General features: G+C 68.5%; 23 protein-coding genes. 16 read left to right on the top strand and 7 right to left on the bottom strand.

Annotated features, from left to right (window positions below; genetic code table 11):
• The first annotated feature begins 68 nt into the window (after nt 1-68).
• The 4 genes from K7711_RS27290 to K7711_RS27305 all read left to right on the top strand — a co-directional run bounded on the left by K7711_RS27290 (nt 69) and on the right by K7711_RS27305 (nt 2,881).
• Nucleotides 69-635, top strand: a complete 567-nt coding sequence (locus K7711_RS27290) for a TetR/AcrR family transcriptional regulator (RefSeq protein ID WP_040824708.1) — start codon at nt 69-71, stop codon at nt 633-635.
• 193 nt (nt 636-828) lie between these two features.
• Entirely contained in the window at nt 829-1,245 is a 417-nt protein-coding gene (locus tag K7711_RS27295) for an acyl-CoA thioesterase (RefSeq protein WP_222972317.1), read from the top strand.
• Between the two features lie 298 nt (nt 1,246-1,543).
• Nucleotides 1,544-1,906: a hypothetical protein gene (locus tag K7711_RS27300; RefSeq protein WP_235747865.1), complete on the top strand. Its 363-nt coding sequence runs from the start codon at nt 1,544-1,546 to the stop codon at nt 1,904-1,906.
• 15 nt (nt 1,907-1,921) lie between these two features.
• Nucleotides 1,922-2,881, top strand: a complete 960-nt coding sequence (locus K7711_RS27305; RefSeq protein WP_222972319.1) for an MvdC/MvdD family ATP grasp protein — start codon at nt 1,922-1,924, stop codon at nt 2,879-2,881.
• Between the two features lie 17 nt (nt 2,882-2,898).
• Here the strand turns inward: K7711_RS27305 and K7711_RS27310 are convergent, their stop codons facing one another.
• Nucleotides 2,899-3,141 (bottom strand): helix-turn-helix domain-containing protein, encoded by a 243-nt coding sequence (locus tag K7711_RS27310; protein WP_040824715.1) that lies wholly within the window; start codon nt 3,139-3,141, stop codon nt 2,899-2,901.
• Nucleotides 3,142-3,319: 178 nt separating this feature from the next.
• Between K7711_RS27310 and K7711_RS27315 the strand changes: the two genes are divergently transcribed.
• Nucleotides 3,320-3,919, top strand: a complete 600-nt coding sequence (locus K7711_RS27315; RefSeq protein WP_222972320.1) for a dihydrofolate reductase family protein — start codon at nt 3,320-3,322, stop codon at nt 3,917-3,919.
• A gap of 1 nt (nt 3,920) precedes the next feature.
• Here K7711_RS27315 and K7711_RS27320 read toward each other — a convergent pair whose 3' ends face one another.
• A complete protein-coding gene (locus K7711_RS27320; RefSeq protein ID WP_222972321.1) occupies nt 3,921-5,552 on the bottom strand; it encodes an ABC-F family ATP-binding cassette domain-containing protein in 1,632 nt (543 codons plus the stop codon).
• A gap of 247 nt (nt 5,553-5,799) precedes the next feature.
• On the opposite strand from K7711_RS27320, the gene K7711_RS27325 reads away from it, so the two are divergent.
• Entirely contained in the window at nt 5,800-6,564 is a 765-nt protein-coding gene (locus K7711_RS27325) for an SDR family oxidoreductase (protein ID WP_222972322.1), read from the top strand.
• A gap of 14 nt (nt 6,565-6,578) precedes the next feature.
• On the opposite strand, the gene K7711_RS27330 is transcribed toward K7711_RS27325, so the two are convergent.
• The gene (locus K7711_RS27330) at nt 6,579-7,499 is read right to left on the bottom strand and encodes a hypothetical protein (protein WP_222972323.1); all 921 of its coding nucleotides are present in this window, start codon (nt 7,497-7,499) and stop codon (nt 6,579-6,581) included.
• A gap of 127 nt (nt 7,500-7,626) precedes the next feature.
• On the opposite strand from K7711_RS27330, the gene K7711_RS27335 reads away from it, so the two are divergent.
• The gene (locus K7711_RS27335) at nt 7,627-8,709 is read left to right on the top strand and encodes a lycopene cyclase family protein (RefSeq protein WP_308014969.1); all 1,083 of its coding nucleotides are present in this window, start codon (nt 7,627-7,629) and stop codon (nt 8,707-8,709) included.
• Here K7711_RS27335 and K7711_RS27340 read toward each other — a convergent pair.
• Nucleotides 8,699-10,090, bottom strand: coding sequence for an MFS transporter (locus K7711_RS27340; RefSeq protein WP_222972324.1), 1,392 nt, complete (start codon nt 10,088-10,090; stop codon nt 8,699-8,701). The two genes, K7711_RS27335 and K7711_RS27340, sit on opposite strands and share 11 nt — an antisense overlap.
• Nucleotides 10,091-10,335: 245 nt before the next feature.
• On the opposite strand from K7711_RS27340, the gene K7711_RS27345 reads away from it, so the two are divergent.
• The gene (locus tag K7711_RS27345; RefSeq protein ID WP_222972325.1) at nt 10,336-10,845 is read left to right on the top strand and encodes a winged helix-turn-helix transcriptional regulator; all 510 of its coding nucleotides are present in this window, start codon (nt 10,336-10,338) and stop codon (nt 10,843-10,845) included.
• A gap of 26 nt (nt 10,846-10,871) precedes the next feature.
• Here K7711_RS27345 and K7711_RS27350 read toward each other — a convergent pair whose 3' ends face one another.
• From K7711_RS27350 to K7711_RS27360, 3 genes are all read right to left on the bottom strand, one after another.
• Nucleotides 10,872-11,870: a LacI family DNA-binding transcriptional regulator gene (locus tag K7711_RS27350; protein ID WP_222972326.1), complete on the bottom strand. Its 999-nt coding sequence runs from the start codon at nt 11,868-11,870 to the stop codon at nt 10,872-10,874.
• A gap of 73 nt (nt 11,871-11,943) precedes the next feature.
• Nucleotides 11,944-13,251, bottom strand: coding sequence for an MFS transporter (locus tag K7711_RS27355; RefSeq protein ID WP_222972327.1), 1,308 nt, complete (start codon nt 13,249-13,251; stop codon nt 11,944-11,946).
• 77 nt (nt 13,252-13,328) lie between these two features.
• A complete protein-coding gene (locus tag K7711_RS27360; RefSeq protein ID WP_222972328.1) occupies nt 13,329-13,664 on the bottom strand; it encodes an L-rhamnose mutarotase in 336 nt (111 codons plus the stop codon).
• 216 nt (nt 13,665-13,880) lie between these two features.
• On the opposite strand from K7711_RS27360, the gene rhaI reads away from it, so the two are divergent.
• From rhaI to K7711_RS27400, 8 genes are all read left to right on the top strand, one after another.
• Nucleotides 13,881-15,056, top strand: a complete 1,176-nt coding sequence (gene rhaI, locus K7711_RS27365; protein ID WP_222972329.1) for an L-rhamnose isomerase — start codon at nt 13,881-13,883, stop codon at nt 15,054-15,056.
• A gap of 2 nt (nt 15,057-15,058) precedes the next feature.
• A complete protein-coding gene (locus K7711_RS27370) occupies nt 15,059-17,095 on the top strand; it encodes a bifunctional aldolase/short-chain dehydrogenase (RefSeq protein WP_222972330.1) in 2,037 nt (678 codons plus the stop codon).
• Nucleotides 17,092-18,531, top strand: a complete 1,440-nt coding sequence (locus K7711_RS27375; RefSeq protein ID WP_222972331.1) for a rhamnulokinase — start codon at nt 17,092-17,094, stop codon at nt 18,529-18,531. The genes K7711_RS27370 and K7711_RS27375 overlap by 4 nt, the downstream gene beginning before the upstream one ends.
• The gene (locus tag K7711_RS27380; protein ID WP_222972332.1) at nt 18,528-19,256 is read left to right on the top strand and encodes a (Fe-S)-binding protein; all 729 of its coding nucleotides are present in this window, start codon (nt 18,528-18,530) and stop codon (nt 19,254-19,256) included. The genes K7711_RS27375 and K7711_RS27380 overlap by 4 nt, the downstream gene beginning before the upstream one ends.
• A gap of 40 nt (nt 19,257-19,296) precedes the next feature.
• Nucleotides 19,297-20,742 carry a lactate utilization protein B gene (locus K7711_RS27385; protein ID WP_222972333.1) on the top strand — a complete coding sequence of 482 codons (1,446 nt, stop codon included), beginning with the start codon at nt 19,297-19,299 and terminating at the stop codon, nt 20,740-20,742.
• On the top strand, nt 20,739-21,344 hold the full coding sequence (locus tag K7711_RS27390) for a LutC/YkgG family protein (protein ID WP_222972334.1): 606 nt from the start codon (nt 20,739-20,741) through the stop codon (nt 21,342-21,344). The genes K7711_RS27385 and K7711_RS27390 overlap by 4 nt, the downstream gene beginning before the upstream one ends.
• Before the next feature lie 62 nt (nt 21,345-21,406).
• The gene (locus tag K7711_RS27395) at nt 21,407-22,141 is read left to right on the top strand and encodes a hypothetical protein (RefSeq protein WP_222972335.1); all 735 of its coding nucleotides are present in this window, start codon (nt 21,407-21,409) and stop codon (nt 22,139-22,141) included.
• Between the two features lie 58 nt (nt 22,142-22,199).
• Nucleotides 22,200-23,312, top strand: a complete 1,113-nt coding sequence (locus tag K7711_RS27400; RefSeq protein ID WP_222972336.1) for a glycosyltransferase — start codon at nt 22,200-22,202, stop codon at nt 23,310-23,312.
• The last annotated feature ends 291 nt before the right edge of the window (nt 23,313-23,603 follow it).

A 23,603-nucleotide genomic window follows, 5' to 3' on the forward strand; every position in this document is an offset into this window, starting at 1 on the left:
CCTTGTACCGTTGAACTCTGCCCCGGTCGATCCCGGCGCAGGGCGCTGTATTTTCGCTGGAGGAGCCCATGCCCAAGGTCAGTGAGGACCATCTCGCCGCCCGGCGCAGCCAGATCCTGGACGGGGCACGGCGGTGCTTCGCCGAATTCGGCTACGAGGGCGCCACCGTACGTCGTCTGGAGGAGGCCATCGGCCTGTCGCGCGGCGCGATCTTCCACCATTTCCGCGACAAGGACGCGTTGTTCCTGGCACTGGCCCAGGAGGACACCGAACGGATGGCCGATATCGCCGCCACGCAGGGTCTGGTGCAGGTCATGCGCGAGATGCTGGCCGATCCGGCGCAGTACAACTGGCTCGGCACCCGGCTGGAGATCGCCCGGCGGCTGCGGACCGATCCGGAGTTCGCCGCGGGCTGGACCCAGCGTTCGGCCGAGTTGACCGCCGCCACGCTGGCTCGCCTGGAGCGCCGCAAGGCCGCGGGCGCGCTGCGCGACGACGTGCCCACCGACGTGCTGCTCGGCTATCTGGATCTGGTGCTCGACGGGCTCATCGCCCGCATCGCCTCCGGACATACCAACGACAATCTCACGGCCGTGCTCGACCTGGTCGAAGCCTCGGTGCGCCGCAAGGGCTGAGCGGCGAAACAGCCCTGCGATGGCACTCGATGCAACAATGCACGCATTGCGTCATTGCGTTGAATGCCGACATGCACGGACTGTCATCGCCGTGCGGGCCGGATGAAAGGAATTCCGACCGGTCTGGGCGAATCGTGTCCGATACCACTTCCGGACCGGAAATAGCGGGCATGCACCGCACGTTCGCCAAGGTATGACCTTTGCTGTCCCCGTCACCGTGCGCGGCTACGAGCTCGATGTCAACGGCCATATGAATCAAGCCGTGTACCACCAGTACGCCGAGCACGCCCGCTGGGAGGCGATGCGCGCGGCCGGTCTGGTTCCGGACAAGATGCTGCATGCCGGACTGGGCCCGGTGATTCTGGAATCCACCGTCCGGCATCTGCGCGAATTGCATCTGGGCGACGAGGTCACGATCACCTGTGAATTCGAATGGGGCGAGGGCAAGGCATTCCGGATCAATCAGCAGATCCGGAAACTCGACGGGACGGTATCCGCGGAGTTCCGCGTCGTCACCGGTCTGATGGATCTCACCGCACGCAAACTCGTGCCGAATCCGCGGGAGCGGTTCCGCGAACTGTCCGAGTCCGCGGACGTCCTCGGTCTGTAACGCGTTGAGCGGTCAACCGAAAGACTCTCGGCGATAGCACATTCCGCGTCGCTGCCAACGGAATAGCGGGCACCCGAAATCTTTCGTTGCCGACCGGTCAGCAGGCCGGTCGCGATATGATCCAGGGCACGCTCGGCTTCCGTGGCAAACCGCGAGCAGATCGGAGACCAGCCCCATGCCTGACGCTGTCCATCCCCCTGTGTCCACCTCCCCGGGATCGCATCAAGATAGCCAGGAGGTTGCGCCGCTACTGTCCGGCTATTTGATAGCCGAATCGACGCGGGCGGTGAGCGTGCGCGTGAGCGAGGGCACGTGGACCTTCGATCGAGCAGATGTTCTCGGCATCGATCTGGTGGGATCCCGGATGCCGTACGGCGACGGTGATCCGGCCGCGCGGCCGGTGCAGGTGCGCATCCGGCCGGGCGCTACCGCGGACTTCACCCGGCGCTTGCGCATCGAACTCACCGACCGCCCGATGACGTTGCCGCAGCAGCACTCTCCCGCCCGCGGCGATGATCTGCTGGCCCGCCTCACCGAACGCTGGGCCCGCGATCTGCAGCTGCCGACCGATCCCGCCGTCGGCGGTGTCACCATGACTCGCAGCCAGACTCGCTCGTTCGCGCTCAGCGACGACGCGATGACCTGCGACAGCCTCGACTGAGAGGTTCCGCCTCCGATGGCCCGCGCGACGGGGTCCGTGCTGATCGTCACCGAAGCCGATGACCTGCACGCCGACGCGATGGCTGCGACCCTCCGAAAGCACCACGGCGTCAACCCGATTCGTCTCGACATGCGCGACTTCCCGCGCGAGACCGGCAGTTTCCGGCTCGACCGGGCGGGTACCGCGCGCTCGCTGTCCAACCTGCGCGGCCTGGACGAGGTCGGTTCGGTGTGGTGGCGGCGGCCGCATCAGGCCGTGGTGCCCAGTGGAGTGCGCCGCGCCGACGACGACTACCGGCAGGCCGAGTGCGACGGTTTCCTGCAGGGACTGCTGTGGTCGATTCCGGCGGTCTGGGTCAACGATCCCGGCACCGACCGCACCGCGACCCGCAAGATCGTGCAACTCGAGACCGCACGCCGCGCGGGATTCGTCATCCCGGAAACCCTGGTCACCAACGATCCGGACGAGGCGCGCAGCTTCGTCGGCTCACGGCCGGGTCCGGTGGTCTACAAGCGCACCGGAACCGGACGCGCGGAATTCTCCGAGACCCGGGTGGTCACGCCCGCGGACCTGACCCGCCTGGAAACGATCCGCTCCGCGCCCACGACCTTCCAGGACTATGTCGAGGCCGACTGCGATCTGCGCGTGGTCTGGATCGACGGGGTCGAGTGGACCGTGCGCATCGACTCGCAATCCGGTGTGGGACGCGTGGATTCGCGCCTGGACACCTCGGTCGACTTCACCCCCGAACGACTGCCCGCCACGGTGAGTAAATCCATCGCCACCGTGATGGGCGCGCTCGGACTGACCTTCGGCGTCCTGGACATCCGCCTCGGGACCGACGGCGAGTACTACTTCCTGGAGGTCAACCCCCAGGGGCAGTTCGCGTATCTCGAGATCAAGACCGGCCTGCCGATATTCCGCAGTCTCGCAGGGTATCTCGTGCTCGGTGACGCAAGCGTGCCGCGAGCATGAGCGCCTCGCGGAGCGAATTACTTACTCGCCCCGGCCTTCCGGCGATTCGCGCCACCACGGCTGCGGAGTTGCACATGCGACTCCACGAGCACGTTGTGGATGAACCCGTACGAGCGGCCCGTCTCGCGTGCCAGCGAGCGGATACTCGCCCCCGCCTCGTATTGCTTCTTGAGCTGGGTTTGCAAGCGGTCGCGAGACTTTCCGGTCACGCGCGTCCCTTTACCCAGCGTGGACTTCCCCTGTGTGGGCCTGTCACTCATGGCTTCCTCCGGTCGCCCTGCAGCCTGATTCAAGGCTAGAACTACAAGCATGCAGTGATCAACGCTTCCATGTGATCAACCTCACGAAATTGTCCGGAATCGGCATCGGCGACAATTTTCGGCGTCGTACGCCGTCTGCACAACCGAGACCACACCGAACGAACTTCAGGAGCCCCCCATGCGCAGGATCACCGCAGGACTGTTCATCGCGCTCGACGGCGTCGTCGCCGACCCGCAGAACTGGCACTTCCCGTACTTCAACGACGAGATGGGCGCCGCGGTCAGCGATCAGATGGGCACCGCCGACACGATGCTGTTCGGCCGCACGACCTACGAGGGTTTCGCCGCCGCCTGGCCCGAGCGCGAGCACGCGGGCGGCCCGGACGCCGAGATGGCCCGGCACTTCGGCGACATCCGCAAGATCGTGGCCACCCACCGCGACATCGACCTGCAGTGGCGCAATTCCGAGGTGCTGCAGGGCGATCTGATCGAGTCGGTGACCACGCTGAAGCAGGAGCCGGGCGGCGATATCGGCCTGAGCGGTTCGGTATCGGTCGTGCGACAGTTGCTGTCCGCGAAGCTGATCGACGAACTGCACCTGCTCGTGCACCCGATCGCGATGCGCTCGGGCATGCGCCTGTTCGAGGAGGCCGATACGCCGCTGCCACTGACCCTGCTGCGCTCGGCCACCTTCAAGACCGGCGTGGTGCACACCGTCTACGGGCCCGGCGACATCCTCGAAGGCGGCTACGAACAGGCCCGCGAGAACCTGTCCTAGCTCAGGCCAGCTGGATCAGCTCCAGGTAGTCCTGCGACCAGTGGTCCTCGGTGCCGTCGGGCAGCATGATGACCCGTTCCGGGTTCAGTGCCTCGGCCGCGCCGGGATCGTGCGTCACCAGGACCACCGCGCCGGCGTAACTGCGCAGCGCGTCCAGCACCTGTTCGCGCGAGACGGGGTCGAGGTTGTTGGTGGGCTCGTCCAGCAGCAGCACATTCGCCGCCGAGGAGACCAGTCCGGCCAGGGCCAGGCGGGTCTTCTCACCGCCGGACAACGTCCCCGCGGGCTGTTCGAGCTGCGGACCGGAGAACATGAACGCGCCCAGCAGACTGCGTAGCTCCTGCTCGCCCGCGTCCGGCGAGGCGTGCCGGATGTTCTCCCAGACCGTGGCGTTGTCTTCGAGGGTGTCGTGCTCCTGGGCGAAATAGCCGACCTTGAGGCCGCGGCCGGGCTCCACCCCGCCCGCGGTCGGAGTCTCCACTCCCGCCAGCAGCTTCAGCATGGTCGTCTTACCCGCGCCGTTGAGCCCGAGCACCACCACGCGGCTGCCCCGGTCGACGGCGAAGCTGACGCCGGTGAAGATCTCCAGCGAGCCGTACAGCTTCGTCAGGTCCGTCACCATCAATGGGGTGCGGCCGCAGGGGGCGGGCTCCGGGAATTTGATCCGGGCCACCTTGTCGGCCACGCGCACTTCGTCCAGATCCGCGAGCAACCGGTCCGCGCGCTTGGCCATCTGGTGTGCCGCAGCGGCTTTCGTGGCCTTGGCGCCGAGTTTGGCGGCCTGTGCGCGCAGTGCGCCGGCCTTCTTCTCCGCATTGGCGCGTTCGCGCACCCGGCGCTGCTCGTCGGTGGCGCGAGCGTCGAGGTACTTCTTCCAGCCCATGTTGTAGAGATCGGCCTCGCCGCGCACCGCGTCCAGGAACCAGACCTTGTTCACCACGTCGGCGAGCAGATCCACGTCGTGGGAGATCACGATCAGGCCGCCGTCGTGGTTCTGCAGGAATCCGCGCAGCCAGGTGATCGAATCGGCGTCGAGGTGGTTGGTGGGCTCGTCCAGCAGCAGCGTGCGATCGCTGCGGCCACCCGAACCGTCCGAGGCGGAGAACAGGATGCGGGCCAGTTCGATGCGCCGACGCTGCCCACCGGACAGGGTGCGCAGCTGCTGGTTCAGCACGCGATCGGGCAGGCCCAGGCTGTTGCAGATCCGGGCGGCCTCACTCTCGGCGACATAGCCGCCCAGGGCCGAGAACCGGTCCTCGAGCTGGCCGTACTTGCGCACCGCCTTCTCGCGTTCGGCGTCGTCGGCCACCTCGGCCATGCGCGCCTGCTGCTTCTCCATATCGCGGATCAGCGCGTCCAGGCCGCGGGCGGACAGCACCCGGTCGCGGGCCAGCACGTCCAGATTGCCCTCGCGCGGATCCTGTGGCAGATAACCGATTTCGCCGGACCTGGTCACCGTGCCCGCATAGGGTTCCCCCTCACCGGCCAGGATGCGCAGCGTGGTCGTCTTACCGGCGCCATTGCGCCCGACCAGCCCGATCCGGTCGCCCGACTGCACCCGCAGCGCCGAACCGGGCGCGGTCAGCAGTGTGCGGATTCCGGCCCGGACCTCCAGGTCGGTCGCGGTGATCACAACAGTCTCCTCAGCAAAATAGTCGTACGGTCACGGGGTGATAGCTCGGATGTGCGTCGACAGAACGCACGAGAATCTCCGATTTTACGCACCCTGCCGATCGGCCGCCGTAACGCGCACCACTACGGCCGTCCGGCGGGCCCGCCGGAACCTCGCTCCGATCGATGTGCCGCGCGCCGTCACCCGCGATTCGCCGATGGGGCCGGACCTATCGGGCGCACGCGGTCATCGGCTAGCGTGCGAGGTTATGAGCGATGACCTGAAGGGTAAGAGTGCGCTGGTCACCGGCGCGAGCCGCGGCATCGGCAAGGCGGTGGCGGCCGAATTGCTGGCCCAGGGCGCGAACGTGTTGATCACCGCCCGCAAAGCCGAACCGCTGGAGGAGACCGCCACCGAACTGCGCGGTCTCGGCCATGCCGGAAAGGTCGTTGCGCTGGCGGGCAATTCCGGCGACGACACCGCGCGAGCGGATGCGGTGGCCACCGCGATCGCCGAATTCGGCGCGCTGGACATCCTGATCAACAACACCGGCATCAACCCCGTGTACGGCTCGCTCATGGAGGCCGATCTGAACGCGGTCCGCAAGATCTTCGACGTCAACGTCGTCGCCGCGCTCGGTTACGTCCAGGAGGCGTACCGGGCGTGGATGGGCGTCAACGGCGGTGCGGTGGTCAACGTCGCCAGCGTCGCCGGGATCCGCTCCAGCGGGGTGATCGCCGCGTACGGCGCGTCGAAGGCCGCGCTGATCCGGCTCACCGAGGAACTGGCCTGGCAGCTCGGTCCCGCTATCCGGGTCAACGCCGTGGCGCCCGCGGTGGTCAAGACCAAGTTCGCCGACGCGCTCTACTCCGCGGACGAGGACGCCGCGGCCGCGGCGTATCCGATGAAGCGCCTGGGCAATCCGGAGGACGTCGCCGCACTGATCACATTCCTCGTCTCGGATCGAGCGGCCTGGATCACCGGTGAGGTCGTGCGGGTCGACGGCGGTCTGCTGGCCACCGGCGGGCTCTGAGGGGTACCGGCGGGTCAGCGGAACAACAGCGCGCTGGCCATGTCGGCCTCCATGTAGTGCATGTACTTGCTCGCGGTGTCCTCGGTGACCGCGCTGGTCGCGGTCACCACCGTGAGCACCACGAAGTTGCCCTGGGACTTGGTCTGCCACTTGCCGACGGCGAAATGGGCGATATAGCTGCCGGGTCGCATCTTCAGGTCGTCGTCGGCGTATTGGGTCGCGAGTTTGCGTGAGTCCTCGCTGGCGGTGGTGCCCAGCACGTACTGCGTGAGCATGACGCCGCCGTTCTCGGCCTTGTACACCATCTCCGCCGCGTACTGGCAGCCCAGACCGGTCAGTTTGCCGTTGTTCTCGATATCGGAGCAGCTGGAATGGTCCCGGCCCTCCACCCAGTCCGCATGCAGGTGGACCGCGCCGAGGGTGAAATTCCAGTCGTGCGAGTACTCGGTGTAGCTGAACCGGCCGCCGGACGGGCCCGCCGACGAGGTCGTGGTGGTCGTCGTGGACGAGCTGCTCGTGGCCGAGACCAGCGACGGGCTGGACGGGCTCGCGGACGTGTCGTCGCCGGAATGCCGATTGAGCACGACGACCAGGGCGACGGCGACCACCACCAGCACCACCACACCGGCGACGCCACCGGCGATCAGAGCCGTGTTGTTGCGGCGCGGCGGCGGGAATCCCCCGGGATATCCGGGCTGAGCCGACCAGCCGGGCTGCGGCTGCGACGGCCACCCCTGCTGCGGGTCGCCGGGCGGCGGATAGGCCGATTGCTGATAACCGGGCTGCGACTGCTGGTAGACGGGGTACGCGTTGGCGGTCTGCCCCCATCCGGCATCGGGTGTCTGCTGATATCCGCCGGACTGTCCCCATCCGGGCGAGTCGGGCGATTGTGGCGTGGGATTCCCGTAGGGGTCCGAGCCGGGGGGATACGTCATCGCTGCCTCCTTCCGCACCCGGGGTCGCCGTAGCGCCCTGTCGCGGTCGTCCCCCCAGGCATGCGCGGAAACCCTACCGCAGCACCGTGACACGTTGCCACGCAGATTCTCTGATCCAATACTCGGTGTGACCTCCGATCTCCTCATCTGCGGCCTCGGCCCGGCCGGGCGTGCGCTGGCGCATCGCGCGATCGTTCGCGGGCTCACCGTCACCGTCGTGGATCCCCGGCCCACGCGGCGCTGGACCGCGACCTACGCGGCATGGGCGGACGAGTTGCCCGGCTGGATCCGCACTGCCGCGATCGCGGCCACGGTGCCCCGGCCGGTCGCGTGGGGTACGCGGCGATTCGAGATCGATCGGGCCTATGCGGTCTTCGACACTGCCGCACTACAGGATTCGCTCGATATCGGCGCGGCGACCGTGGTGAGCGATCGGGTCGAGCAGATCATCCGATCGCCACGTTCACGAATCCCGCGGTCGGTGCGGTTGTCCGGCGGCGAGGTGCTGCACGCCCGGCGGGTGATCGACGCGCGCGGCGTTTCCCGGTCCCCCGACCGGGCCGAGCAGACCGCCTACGGCGTTGTGCTGCCCCGGGACCGGTGGGACGAGCCGTTGTTCATGGATTGGCGGACCGACAACGGCACCACCCCCGACGAGCCGCGTTCGTTCTTGTACGCGGTCCCCCGCAGCGAGACCGCGATCCTGCTGGAAGAGACCTGCCTGGCCGGACGCCCCGCACTGGATCCGGCTCGGCTGCGCGACCGGTTGCATGCCCGGATGCGCTGCCGCGGAATAGAATTCGACGGCAGCGAACCGGTCGAGCGGGTTCGTTTCCCGCTCCAGGGCGGCCGACCCGGCGCGGGCCGGTTCGGCGCGGCGGGCGGATTGCTGCACCCCGCAACGGGTTACAGCGTCGCAGCGTCACTGACCGCCGCGGACGCAGTCGTCACGGGCGCGTCCACCGGATCCGCCTCGGCGCGTGCGGTGCATCTGGCCCGGGAGGCCGGGCTGCGCGCGCTGCTCGCCCTCCCACCGGCCGATCTTCCGGTCTTCTTCGACACCTTCTTCGCGCTGCCGACCGCGACGCAGCGCGCCTATCTGTCCGGCTCGGACGATCTGCCGGGCACCGCTGCCGCGATGACGTCGCTGTTCCGCGCCCTACCGTGGCGGCTGCGCCGCACGCTCGCCACGGCCGTCCTCACGCGCTGACTTCGGCTCGGTCGCCGAAGCTCAGCCGCCGGATGGGCCCCATCCCGACGAGTGCGACGACCGCGAGCACACCGTGCGCCGCGACGAACCAGAGCGCCACGTTGAACGATCCGGTGGTCTGCACGATGTACCCGATGACGATCGGGGTGACGATGCCCGCGATGTTGCCGAGTCCGTTGGTCAGCGAGCTGAAGATGCTGGCGGCCTCGGTCGGCGCGACATCGGTGGTGATCGCCCAGCCCAGCGAGCCCATCCCCTTGCCGAAGAACGCGGTGGTCATGATCAGCACGATGATGGTGGTGCTGTCGGTGAAGTCCGCGACCGCGATCACGGTCCCGAGCAGGAGTCCAGCCGCGGCGGGCAGCTTGCGCGCCAGTGTCAGCGAAACCCCGTGCCGCAGTAGGAAATCGGAGATGAAGCCGCCGAACAGCCCGCCGATGAACGCGGCCAGGGCGGGCAGTGCGGCGATGAATCCCGCGTGCACCAGCGAGATGTGCCGGGCCTGGGTGAGGTAGATCGGGAACCAGGTGATGAAGAAATAGCTCAGCGAGTTCACCGCGTACTGGAACACCGAGATCCCCCACAGCGGACGCATCGACAGCACGCGGCCGAGCATCCCCCGGTCGATGCGGATCCGCGCGGCCGTCGACGGCGTCGAGTCCATGTCGACCACCGCGCCGCCGCTGCTCATCGTGTCGAGTTCGCTCGGCGAGACCCGGCCGTGTTCGCGCGGCGGGTACATCCAGCCCCACCACAGGATCGCGATGGCCAGTCCGAGCGCACCGAGCAGGACGAACACCCAGCGCCAGCCGAATTCGTGGGTGATCCAAGCCATGACGGGCGCGAACAGCACGGTGGCGAAATACTGTCCGGAGTTGAACACCGCGGTGGCCTGACCGCGTTCGGCGGTCGGGAACCAGATCGTCGCGACGCGGGCGTTCGCCGGGAACGCCGGGGATTCGAAGACACCCAGCAGCAGTCGCAGCGCGAACATCACGACCAGCGCCACCACCACGCGCGCGTTGATCAGCCCGACCAGGCTCGTCGCCGCGGTCGCCAGGGTCCACAGCGCCAGGCTGCACGCGTACACCCGACGCGCACCGAACCGGTCCAGCAGCATGCCACCGGGCAGCTGCGCGACCACGTACGCCCAGCTGAACGCCGAGAAGATGTAGCCGAGTTGGACCGCGGAGAAGCCCAGGCTCTCGCGCACGCTGGTACCGGTGATCGACAGCGAACTGCGGTCGGCGTAGTTGACGACCGTGATGACGAACAACAGTCCCAGCACGACGAACCGGGTGGGGATCCGCCGCGACCGTTGCGGGCCCGCGGGTGTGACCGGGCCCGCCGCGGCGAGGTCTCCGGATTCCGGTTTCAGCATTCTCGTCCTCCTGCATCCCCGGCCACGGTTGTGGTCCGGGTCACCCGTCGGTGGGTGTCACAGGAGGTTATGCCGCGCGCACGATACCCGTCGAACACCGATTCGGCATCGAGTGATACCCGAAGTGCCAGGTCCGCGGCCTGTTCGTCCGGCCGGATGCCTACCCGGCTCCCTTACCCCCGCATACGCCGCCGGGACCGCTCGTCAGCTGCGGGGTCTCATGATGAAACCGGTATCCTCGCAGGATGAAGCGCACGTCGTTCGCACGTTGGCCGTGTTCCATCGCCCGGACGATGGATCTGCTCGGCGACCGGTGGACACCGCTGGTGTTGCGCGAGGCGTTCTACGGGATCCGGCGCTTCGACGACTTCCAGCAACAACTGGGCATCGCCCGCAACACGCTCAGCGACCGGCTGCGCCGTCTGGTGGACGAGGGCCTGCTGGACAAGCGCCCGTACCACTGCGATCCCGTCTGGTACGAATACGTGCTCACCGAGAAGGGCGCGGACTTCTGGAGCGTGCTGCTGACGATCAACCGCTGGGGCGATCGCTGGCTGGCCGGTGCGGAAGGGGCGCCGATCACCGTGCACCACACCGCATGCGGTCACGACACCCAGGTCAAGGTCGTCTGTGAGCACTGCGACGAACCGATGACGATCGATGATTCACGTCTGCGGATGGGCCCCGGGTATCCCGAGCATCTGCGCGAACGTCCCGATATTCGGGAGCGTTTCGCCCGGCAGGACAGCGAATAGGTTCCCGACCGCGCCTCGGACGGGCATCAGGCCACGGTCGAGCGTCGCGCGACCAGTTCCGGTACGAACACGACGTGCTGATGCCGGTGCGTGCCGTCCCCCGCGGCCTCCTCGAGCAGCAGGCGTGCGGCGGCACGGCCGAGTTCTTCGCGAGGCTGACGGATCGAGGAGAGCGGAACCGCGGCCGCGGCGGCGAAATCGATGTCGTCGTAGCCGATGACCGCCATGTCGTCGGGTACCGCCAGACCGCGCATGGTCAACGTCTGCAGGACGCCCAGCGCGAGCAGGTCGTTGGCGCAGAACACCGCGGTCGGGCGGTCAGGAGTGTCCAGCAGGGCGGCGGCGGCATCGCGTCCGGCTTCGAAAGTCATTGCGGCGGTGGCGATATCGTAGAGGCGGGCGTCCGCCGCGGCGATCGCCTCGGCCGCGCCGCGACGACGTTCGCTCACCTGGGTCACCGCCTGCGGGCCACCGACGAATCCGATCCGGGTGTGCCCCGCGCCGAGCAGATGTTCGGCGGCCAGCCGTCCGCCCAGGACGTCGTCGACCGAGACCGAGCAGCGGTCCGGCCGGTCGCTGTGCCGGTCGACCAGCACCGCGGGAACGCCCTGGGCCGCGAGCGTGCGCAGGGCCTGCTCGCCGTCACCGTCCGCCGGGGTGATCAGCACCCCGCGCATCCGCTGCTGGGCGATCTGCTCGAGATGACGTTCCTCGCGCCGCGGATCGTCGCCGCTGTTGCAGATCACGAGCATCGCGCCGTGTCCGGCGGCCTCCTCCTCCGCACCGTGTGCGACGTCGGTGAAGAACGGGTTGGCCATGTCCAGCACCACCATGGCCAATGTGCGGCTACTCCCCTCACGAAGTTGCCGCGCGGAATCGTTCCGCACATAACCGGTTTCGGCGATGGCCCGGCGCACCCGCTCCCGGGTCGCCTCGGAGACCTGGTCGGGCCGGTTGAGCACATTGCTGACCGTGCCCAGCGACACTCCGGCGCGCCGGGCCACCTCCTTGATGCTCACCGCCATGGTGTGTCCTTCCCGTGACGATGCGAGCATAATCGCCGCGGCCGGGCATTCCGCCCGGCCGCGGCCCGGCGCGTCAGCCGTGCACCGGCACCGGATCGCCCGAATCGGTGGTCCGCCCGTACCGTTCGAGTTCGATCTCGCGCAAGGTCTTGTTCCGGGTGCGCGGAGCCCAGACGGTACCGATCAGCAGAGCCAGGGCCAGCAACCCGATCAGCAGCAGTCCGACCGAGGTCAGGCCGGTGGCGGCCAGCAAGGTCGGGAAGAAGTAGCTGAGCAGGCCGGTCGCCGCGCGCACCACGAAGAACATAAAACCCTGCGCGCTGGCGCGATACGACGTGGCGAACAGTTCGCTGGTCCACAGGCTGTAGAACGCCTGCGCGCCGATCCCGCTGGAGATGCCCCAGAGCACGGCGAAGGTCAGCAGCGTCGGCATGCCCGCGGAGGTGAAGAACACCAGCACGCACCACGCCAGCACACCCAGTGCCGCACCCACCAGATACAGCACCCGCTGCGAGATGCGGTCGGCGAACGCCATGAAGCCGAAATACGTTGCCAGCACGGTACATCCCCACACCAGCACCTGCAGCAGATCCTGCTGCACCGCGCTGTGCACCCCGGCGCTGTCGTACACCCGGGGCATGAAGATGCCCGCCTGCCCGGCCACGGTGTTCCAGAATCCGTAGACGCCCATCAACATCAGCAGTGCGGTGATGTTCACTCGCCGCGAGAACAGCCCGCGCAGCCCGCGATCGCCCGCCGAGGACGGTTGACTGCCGCGTTCGGCGTCCTCGGTCCAGATCTGAGATTCGGCCAGGCCCTGCCGGATCCACCACACCACCGCGGCCACCACGAACAGGTGCAGGAAGATCAGCCGCGAACCGGCCAGGCCGAGCGGAGCCAGGCCCGCGGCCAGCGCGAAGCCGATCAGCGGGCCGAGCGACCAGGCCAGCTGGGCAGTGCCGACGTGCCGGGCTCGCGCAGTGGTCGGCGCCTGTTCGGCGATGTAGGTCCACGAGGCCGGCACACCCGCACCCACCGCGATCCCGGTGATCAGGAAGCCCGCCAGCAGCATCCCGAAATTGACCGCGCAGGCCGCGATCAGCACGCCGACCATGTAGACGAGCAGGTCGTAGGTGTAGATCGCCTTGCGTCCGAAGCGATCACACAGCGGACCACCCAGGCCCGCGCCGATCGCCGCGCCGAACGCGTTCGCGCTGAATGCCGCCAGCAGACCTACGGCCAGATTGCTCAGGCCGTAGGCGTGCTGCCAGAAGGTGAGGCTGGTCGCGATCGCGATGATCGATCCGGCCTCGATGTAATTGGACATGGCGACGGAGATGGTGGCCCGCCAGCCCGTCGTGGAGCGTGCGCCTAACTTCATGATTCCTCTGTTGCTGATGGTGCCGGAAGGTCGCCGAGCGGCGACATCCGGGCCGGTGTACGGGAGTCGGGGACGGATCAGTCCAGATGGAAGTACTCGCTGAGCTGCCGCATCGAGGCGTCGACCGGCACACCGTCGGGTGCCCGGAAGTATTCGGCCATCGTTTGCTGCCAGCGGGTGTTGACCTCGCTCGCTGCCATCGCGGCGCTCGCGCGGGCGAAGTCGGCGGTCTCCAGATAACCGATCACCAGACCGTCCTCGGGTCGCAGGAACAGCGAATAGTTGGACCAGCCGGCTTCGCGTAGCGCGTCGAGCATCTCCGGCCAGACCGTCGTGTGTGCGGCGAGATAGTCCTCGACTCGCTCCGGCCGCAGCTCCAGGACGAAGCAGACGCGCTCAGATTTGTCACCCATACATACTCCGAGTGAAACGTTTCAGATTGTTACCGGGATCACCATAGAGGCGCGTCCGCTCTCACGTCAACAACTTCCGGCGACTGCGTCCTCCGTTCTCGAGATCGCAGGTCTCGGCGATCTTGTCGGCCATCGAACCTCCGGCGGAACCTTGACCCCAATTTCGCGGTGCTGTAGCTTCCATCACATATTGAAACGTTTCATCAGGAGTGGGTGATGAGTGAACCACGTGCGGACCAGCGCGTCCGCGACACACTGCGGAATCAGCGGATCGAACTGCCGTCCTGGGCATTCGGCAACTCGGGCACCCGGTTCAAGGTGTTCGCCCAGCCGGGCGTGCCGCGCGATCCGTTCGAGAAGATCGCCGATGCCGCACAGGTGCAGCGCTACACCGGCGTCGCACCGCTGGTCTCACTGCACATTCCCTGGGACACCGTGGACGATTACGGCAAGCTCGCCGAACACGCTGCCGCACTGGGTGTTTCGATCGGTGTGATCAACTCGAACACCTTCCAGGACGACGACTACCGGCTCGGCAGCGTCTGCCACCCGGATCCGGCCGTGCGACGCAAGGCGATCGACCACCTGAAGGACTGCCTGCGGATCATGGACGCGACGGGGTCCCAGGAGCTGAAACTGTGGTTCGCGGACGGGATCAACTATCCGGGCCAGGACGATCTGACCGATCGGCAGCGCCGCCTCGCCGACGCGCTGGACGAGGTCTACGCCGCGTTGACCGGTGAGCAGCGAATCCTGCTGGAGTACAAGCTGTTCGAACCGGCCTTCTACGCCACCGACGTGCCGGACTGGGGCACCGCGTACGCGCACACCCTCCGGTTGGGTCCGAAGGCGAAGGTGGTGGTCGACACGGGACATCATGCGCCGCACACGAATATCGAATTCATCGTCGCGTTCCTGATCGCACAGGGCAAACTCGGCGCGTTCGACTTCAACTCCCGCTTCTACGCCGACGACGATCTGATGGTCGGCGCGGCCGATCCGTTCCAGCTGTTCCGGATCATGAACGAGATCGTCGCGGCCGACGTGGTCACACCGGCCTCGGGCATCGGTTTCATGCTCGACCAGTGCCACAACATCGAGCCCAAGATCCAGGCGCAGATCCGCTCGGTGCTGAACGTCCAGGAGGCCACCGCGAAGGCACTGCTGATCGACCGGGACGCCCTGGCCCTCGCACAGCGCGAGGGAGATGTCCTGGGGGCCAACGCGATTCTGATGGACGCGTACAACACCGACGTGCGGCCGCTGCTGGCCGACCTGCGCGTGGAGATGGGGCTGGACCCCGACCCGGTCGCCGCCTACCGGCGTTCGGGCTATCTGGAGAAAGTCATCGACGAACGTGCCGGCGGCGTGGCCGCGGGCTGGGGAGCCTGAACATGAGCAACGAGACCGTGCGCGACCTGCTGGACCGCAGCAACCGGCTGGGAGCGGACCCGCGCAACACCAACTACGCGGGCGGCAACACCTCCGCGGTGGGTGCGGAGATCGATCCGGTCACCGGCGAACCGGTGGAGCTGTTGTGGGTCAAGGGATCCGGTGGTGATCTGGGCACACTGACCGAGGCCGGGCTCGCCGTGTTGCGGATGGACCGGCTGCGCGCACTGCCCGCGAGCTATCCGGGCGTGGACCGCGAGGACGAGATGGTCGCGGCCTTCGACTACTGCCTGCACGGGCGCGGCGGCGCGGCGCCGAGTATCGATACCGCGATGCACGCGCTGGTCGAGGCCGCGCACGTCGACCACTTGCACCCGGACTCCGGTATCGCGCTGGCGACGGCCGCCGACGGCGAGGCGCTGACCAAGCAGTGTTTCGGCGACCGGGTGGTGTGGGTGCCGTGGCGACGTCCGGGATTCCAGCTCGGACTCGACATCGCCGCGATCCGGCGCGAAAATCCACAGGCCATCGGGTGCATCCTGGGCGGCCACGGCATCACCGCGTGGGGTGAGAGCTCGGCCGAGTGCGAGGCGCACTCGCTGGAGATCATCCACGTCGCCGAGGAATTCATTCGCACGCGCGGCCGATCCGAACCGTTCGGGGCGCTCGTCGATCAGTTCGCCCCCTCGGCCGAGGACCGACGCCGCACGCGCGCAGCGGAACTCGCGCCCGTCATCCGCGGGCTGGCCTCCACCGACCGCCCCCGGATCGGGCATTTCGACGACACCGAGGCAGTGCTGGACTTCCTGGCCCGCGCCGAACATCCGCGCCTGGCCGCACTGGGCACCTCGTGCCCGGATCACTTCCTGCGCACCAAGATTCGCCCGCTGGTACTCGACACCGCCGCCGAGGCCCCGCTCGGCGAGGTACTCGACCGGCTGCGCGAGTTGCACGCCGCCTACCGCGAGGAGTACGCCGCCTACTACCAGCGCCACGCGACACCCGATTCGCCGCCGATGCGCGGTGCGGATCCGGCGATCGTGCTGGTGCCTGGCATCGGCATGTTCAGCTTCGGGCGCGACGCGCAGACCGCCCGGGTCGCGAGCGAGTTCTACCGCAACGCGATCAACGTCATGCGCGGCGCGGAGGCGATCTCGCGCTACTCCCCCATCGATGAATCGGAGAAGTTCCGCATCGAGTACTGGGCGCTCGAGGAGGCCAAACTCGCGCGCATGCCGAAGCCGAAACCGCTGGCCACCCGCATCGCGCTGGTCACCGGGGGCGGCTCGGGCATCGGCCGGGCCATCGCGCTGCGCCTGGCCGCCGAGGGCGCCTGCGTGGCGGTGGCCGATCGCGACGGCGAGGCCGCCGCCCGGGTGGCCGCGGAGATCGGATCCGCCGATGTCGCGGTGCCGGTCACCGTCGATGTGACCGATCCGGCGGCGATCCGCGACGCGATCGCCGCCACCGCACTGGCCTTCGGCGGCGTGGATCTGGTGGTCAACAATGCCGGGCTGTCGATCTCCAAATCGCTGCTCGAGACGACCGAATCCGATTGGGACGTCCAGCATTCGGTGATGGCCCGCGGATCGTTCCTGGTCGCGCGGGAGGCCGCGCGGGCGATGATCGCTCAGGGTATGGGCGGGGACATCGTCTACATCGTCAGCAAGAACGCGGTGTTCGCCGGACCGAACAATCTCGCGTACGGATCGGCGAAAGCCGATCAGGCGCACCAGGTCCGGCTGCTGGCCGCCGAACTCGGCGAGTACGGCATCCGCGTGAACGGGGTGAATCCCGATGGCGTGGTGCGGGGTTCGGGTATCTTCGCCGCTGGCTGGGGCGCGCAGCGGGCCGCGGTGTACGGGGTGCCCGAGCAGGACCTCGGCGCGTTCTACGCCCAGCGCACCATCCTCAAGCGCGAGGTGCTGCCCGACCACGTCGCGAACGCCGTGTTCGCCCTCGCCGCCGGAGAGCTGTCGCACACCACCGGTCTGCACGTCCCGGTGGACGGCGGCGTGGCGGCCGCATTCCTGCGATGAGCGAGAACGTCTTCGCGGCAGTCGATCTCGGCGCTGCCAGCGGCCGGGTGGTGCGCGGGCGAATCGACGCCGACCGGATCGAACTGCGCGAGGTGCACCGGTTCGCCAACCGGCCGCTGTCGCTGCCGGACGGACTGCACTGGAATCTCGGTGCGCTGTTCGAGCAACTGTGCGCCGGCCTGGCCGCGGCCGGGCCGGTCCGGTCGGCCGGAATCGATTCCTGGGCAGTGGATTACGGTCTGCTCGATGCCGAGGGCGCACTGCTCGGGCTGCCGTATCACTATCGTCACCCGCGCCCCTCGGCTCCCCCGCCGATCGATCCGGCGGAGTTGTTCGAGCGCACGGGTCTGGCCGATCTGCCGTTCAACACCATCCACCAACTGCGCGCCGAATCCGCGGAACGTCTGGCCGTGGCCCGGAATCTGCTGCTGATCCCCGATCTGCTCGGCTATTGGCTGACCGGCCGGATCGGAGCCGAACGCACCAACGCCTCCACGACCGGGCTGTTCCACGCCACCGGCCAGGACTGGGATCGGGACCTGATCGACCGGCTCGACCTGCCACAACGGCTTTTCGCACCGGTTAGCGACCCGGGCACAGCCCTGGGCCCGGTGCGGCCCGCGTTGCGGGATGCGATCGGTGGTCACGCGCTGGAGCTGGTCCGGGTCGCCTCGCACGACACCGCGAGCGCGGTCGCCGCGGTGCCCGCGCAGGAAGCCCGATTCGCCTACATCTGCACCGGGACCTGGTCGCTGGTCGGACTCGAACGGCCCGCGCCACTGTTGTCACCGGCGGCGCGCGAGCGCGGGTTCACCAATGAGACCGGCGTTGCCGGAATCCGCTTCCTACGCAACGTGATGGGTCTGTGGCTGCTGCAGGAATGCCTGCGCGAATGGCCGGGCGCCGACACCGGCGCTCTGGTCGCGCGGGCTGCCGAACTGCCCGCGCTGCGTACGCTGATCGACGTCGACGATCCCGGTTATCTGGCTCCGGCACAGACCGGCGAGCCGCCGATGACCGTGCGTATCGCCGCGCACTGCGACGGTCCCGCACCGCGCACCCCCGCCGAATTCACCCGCTGCATCATCGACAGCCTGGCGATCGGGCACGCCCGCGCGGTGGCCGACGCGGTCGCCGTACACGGTCAGGACGTCGAGGTCGTGCACCTGGTCGGCGGTGGCGTGCACAACGCTCCGCTGTGCCAGGCCACCGCCGATGCCTGTGACCGTCCGGTTGCCGCGGGCCCGGCCGAGGCCACCGCGCTGGGCAATCTGCTGGCCCAGGCCATCGCCGCGGATGTGCTGCCCGATTGGCGCCACGCGCGGTACCTTGTGGCACGGACGCATCCACCCGCCCACTATCGGCCCAGTGGCGACCCGGCCTGGCGGACCGCGCTGGACCGGGTCACCGCCCTCGCGCGGAAGAGAGCCGCATGAGAGTCGCGTTGTTCGTCACCTGTCTGGTCGAGGCGATGTTCCCCGACGTCGGCCGGGCCACGGTCACCCTGCTGGAGCGCCTCGGACACGAGGTGGTGGTGCCCCCGGCCCAGACCTGCTGCGGCCAGATGCACATCAACACCGGATATCCCGGCGCCGCAATGCCTCTCGTGCGCAACCACGCCGACGCGTTCGCCGGATACGACGCGATCGTCGCGCCCTCGGCCTCGTGCGTCGGCTCGGTGCGGCACCAGCACGCCATGCTCGCCCGGCGCGCCGGGGACGCCGGGTTGGCGGCTGCCGCCGAAGAGGTGGCCGCGCACACCTACGAACTATCGGAGTTCCTGGTGGACGTGCTGGGCGTGGAGGACGTCGGCGCGCATTATCCGCACCGCGTCACCTACCACCCGACCTGTCATTCGCTGCGCATGCTGCGCGTGCAGGACCGGCCGCTGCGGCTGCTGCGCCGGGTCTCGGGACTCGACCTCGTCGAACTGCCCGACGCGGACCAGTGCTGCGGTTTCGGCGGGACGTTCGCGCTGAAGAATCCCGACGTGTCCACCGCGATGCTGGCGGACAAGATGCGGCACGTCCAGCACACCTCCGCGCACACCTGCACCTCGGCCGATTCGTCCTGCCTGATGCACATCGGCGGTGGCCTGAGCCGCTTGCGTTCGGGTACGCGCACCCTGCATCTGGCCGAGATCCTGGCGGCCACAGCATGATTCGCCACACAACAGCCGCGACCCGGCAGGAGGCCCCGGTATGAGTTCGACCTTCCTCGGCGTGCCGACGCCCTTCGGTGAATCACCGTTGCACGGATCCGCGCCGTTCCCGGCCGCCGCCCGCCGCGCGGTCGCCGACGCGCAGCTGCGGCACAACATCGGCGCGGCCACCGCGACCATCCGCGCCAAGCGCGCCGCGGTCGTCGGGGAGGTCCAGGACTGGGAACAGTTGCGCCGCAACGGTCAGGAGATCAAGCGGTACACCCTCGCGCATCTGGACGAGTTGCTCGTCGAGTTGGAGCGCAACGTCGTCGCGCGCGGCGGCATCGTGCACTGGGCCGCCGACGCGGCCGAGGCCAACCGCATCGTCACCGAACTCGTCCGCGCCACCGGCGAATCCGACGTGGTGAAGGTGAAATCCATGGCCACCCAGGAGATCGGCCTCAACGAGGCGCTCGCCGAGGCCGGAATCACCGCGCACGAAACCGATCTCGCCGAACTCATCGTGCAACTCGCCGACGATCGCCCCTCGCACATCCTGGTGCCCGCGATCCACCGCAACCGCAGCGAGATCCGCGACATCTTCCGCGCGCAGATGCCCGGTGCGGACCCGGATCTCACCGACGACCCGCCCGCGCTGGCCGCCGCGGCCCGCACCCATCTGCGCCGCACGATGCTCGGTGCGAAGGTCGCGATCTCCGGAGCAAATTTCGCCGTCGCCGACACCGGGACGCTGGCCGTGGTCGAATCCGAGGGCAACGGGCGGATGTGCCTGACGTTGCCGGACACCCTGATCACCGTCATGGGCATCGAGAAACTCGTGCCCACCTGGCAGGATCTGGAGGTCTTCCTGCAGCTGCTGCCGCGCTCGTCCACCGGCGAGCGGATGAATCCGTACACCTCGCTGTGGACCGGCGTACATCGCGGGGACGGACCGCAGCAGTTCCATCTGGTGCTGCTGGACAACGGCCGCGTCGACACCCTCGCCGACGAGGTGGGACGTGAAGTGCTGCACTGTATTCGGTGCTCGGCCTGTCTGAATGTGTGTCCGGTGTACGAGCGCACCGGCGGGCACGCCTACGGCTCGGTGTACCCGGGCCCGATCGGCGCGGTGCTCACCCCGCAATTGACCGGTGTGGCCGAGAACCCCTCGCTCCCTTATGCATCCACACTCTGCGGCGCGTGCTTCGATGCCTGTCCGGTGCGCATCGATATCCCGTCGATCCTGGTGCATCTGCGTGCGCAGGCCACGGCCGCGCATCGGACGCCGACCGCGGAATCGGCCGGTATGGCCGCCGCGTCCTGGGTGATGCGCTCGTCGCGCCGTTTCACCGCGGCGACGCGGCTGCTGCGCGTCGGGCGGCTGCTGCGCAATCGCCGCGGCGCGATCAGCGTTCTGCCGCCGCCGATGTCGGCGTGGACCAGCGCCCGCGACCTGCCCGCACCGCCGTCCGAAACGTTCCGCACCTGGTGGGAGAACCGATGAGCACCCGCGACGCCATGCTCGCGCGCATCCGCACCGCCCTCGGCGAGACCGAAACACCACCGCCGCAACGCGACTACCAGCGCACCCGCGAAACCGATCCGGCACACCTGATCAGCCTGCTCACCGACCGTCTCGCCGACTACGGCGCCCACGTGCGCCGCACCACGACGGCCGCCGCGATCGATGTACTGACCGAAGTGCTCGACGGCCACAGCTGTGTCGTACCGCCGGACCTGGCCGAATCCTGGACGCCCGGGCACGCCCGCCGCGACGATCCCGTCCTGGGCACCACCGAACTCGACGCCATCGACGCAGTAGTCACCACCTGCGCGGCCGCCTGCGCCGAGACCGGCACCATCGCCCTGGACGCCGGACCGGGCCAGGGCCGCCGCGCCCTGACTCTCATCCCCGACCACCACATCTGCCTGCTGCCGACCGATCGCATCGTGCGCAGCGTCCCCGAACTGCTCGCCCGACTCGGCCCGGCCCGGCCACTCACTCTGATCAGCGGCCCGTCGGCCACCAGTGATATCGAATTGCAGCGCGTGCAGGGCGTCCACGGTCCGCGCAGACTGACGGTCCTGCTGGTCGACGCCGACTGACCCGGACGCCGAAACCCGCCACCGGGCAAGGCCGCTCGTGTCCTAGTAGGGTTTCGGACATCATGGCAAAGACCGGCACCGGCTCGCGGGAACGCGGCAGCTCCGCTACCTGTCCGGCGTTCTCGCCGCGGATCCTGGCACCTGCCCTGATCGCGATCGGCACGGTACTGGCGGTGGGCGGATGCGGTTCGAGCTCGCCGACCGGTCCGCGGACCGAGACGCTCACACCGAATTCGTTGCAGGACACCGCGTTGCAGTTCCGCACCAACCGTGCGCCGGTGTTCGCGGCCGGGGCCGAATGTGCCGCGTTCACGCCGCGGTTGTACGAGATCGCCGATGTGCCGCAAGGGATTCGGGCCACCACGATGGTGCCGGGCCACGGCTGCTGGGCGGAAGGGGCGCAGGGGAACGTCGTGAGCGTCATGACCACGGCGACACCGTTCGGGAAGTTCTGGCGGCGGGACTATCCCGACGACGACGGCAGCGGCATCACCGCGACCATGGTCGACAAGGATTACGCCCAATCGTTCGACCGATTCCTGATCGACGGCCGGTACTACGCGGTGCGGGTGGGCAGTCGCTGGGTCGCGGGTCTGGACAGCGGCACGACCAAGACCGCGTGCATGCTCGTCGTCGACACCGGATCGCCGCAGCCGCTGCTGGTCAACCTGACCCAGCAGGTCAGCAAGTCCGATCCGGCGGTGCGGACCGTCCCGCGGCAGTGCACCGCAGCCGAGACCGTCGCCCGGACGATCCTCGACGAACACGATCCCGGCGGCGGTAGCCGGGTGTCCTGATCCCTTCGGGCACATCGGCATCCGAATTCCTCCGCACGACCACGAAACGAAAGTCAGCATGCGCATACTCTTCGGATCCACCCCTGTCCCCGGCCACGTGCTGCCGCTCCTGCCGCTCGCGGACGCCGCCGTGGCGGCCGGGCACGAGGTGGCCTTCCTGACCGCGAAGGATATGGCCCCGTTCCTGCACGAGCGGACGCTACGTCCCGCCGGGGCGAGTTTCGAGCAGATCGCGATGGAGACCGCCGCCCGGTCCACGGTCGATTCCCGACACCCGGGTGCGGGCGCGGCCGAACTGTTCGCCGGGGTCCGGGTCGATCTCACCTGGGACGAGGCACTGCCCGCGGCGGAGGACTTCGCACCCGACGTTCTGGTCTGCGAGACGATGGATTACGTCACGCAACTGCTCGCCGCGCGACTCGACCTGCCGTGGTTCGGCCTGACGGTCGGCGCGCCGCTGCCGGACATCTTCACCGACGCCTTGGCGCAGCGAGCCGAACAGCAGCACCATCAGCGGGGTCTCACACCGAGGACCCGCAGCGCGCTCCTCGATCCACATCCCTTGGCCATGCGGGTTCCGACCGATCCGCCTGCCGAATCCGACCGGATGGATATCCGCCCGGTCGCCCATCGCGATGCCGTCCCAGGGCTGACCACGGAGCTCACCCTGCCGCCCGCAGGTGATCGGCCGCGTGTGCTGGTGACGACCGGTACCAGCGTCGGCGACCGTGAACTGTTCGACGCCTTGGCGCAATCCCTGGTCGAGGCCGGTGCGGAGGTGCTGGTCACCACCGCAGCCGATACCGCGGTCGACCGGCCGCACGTGCACGCGATCGGCTTCGCGCCGTTGGCCGAGGTTCTCCCGGAGATCGATGTCGTCGTGGGCGCGGCGGGCAGCGGCACGCTGCTGGCCACGCTGGCCAACGGCACGCCGAGCATCCTGCTGCCGCAGATCGCCGATCAGCCCGCCAACGCCGCTCGGGCCGTCGCGCACGAGTCCGCTGTCCTGATCGAGACACCGGAGCAGGCGGGCCCGGCCCTGTCGACTCTGCTCGGTGACGACCGCTACCGTGCCGGGGCCCGGCGCCTCGCGCAGGCGATCGCCGAGATGCCGCACCCGGAGGATGTCGCGAAACGAATCTTCGATGCGCGCGCGACCGGTCGCGCGTGACGATTCCGGTGGCGTGACGGTTTCAGCAATGGTGCGGCAATCACCGGGGGAATCGGACATTCCGCCCGTCGCGTCACCGGCGCGGCGGCGACCGCGGTCGCGGTGTGCGCCGTTTCATTACCGCCTGTGTCCTCGGGTCGAAGCCATTCGGGTGCACCCCCGCGGCGGCGGTCCGGTGCGATGCAGTCCTGGTCCGGAGGATGTTCGGACTCGCGATGGTGAGGCTTTTCGGCAAACGCACTCGGCGGCCCGGAACAGCCGACAAGATCGAGCCGCCGTCCCTGAGCACAG

The organism is Nocardia coffeae (assembly GCF_019890715.1).
GTDB lineage: Bacteria > Actinomycetota > Actinomycetes > Mycobacteriales > Mycobacteriaceae > Nocardia > Nocardia jiangxiensis.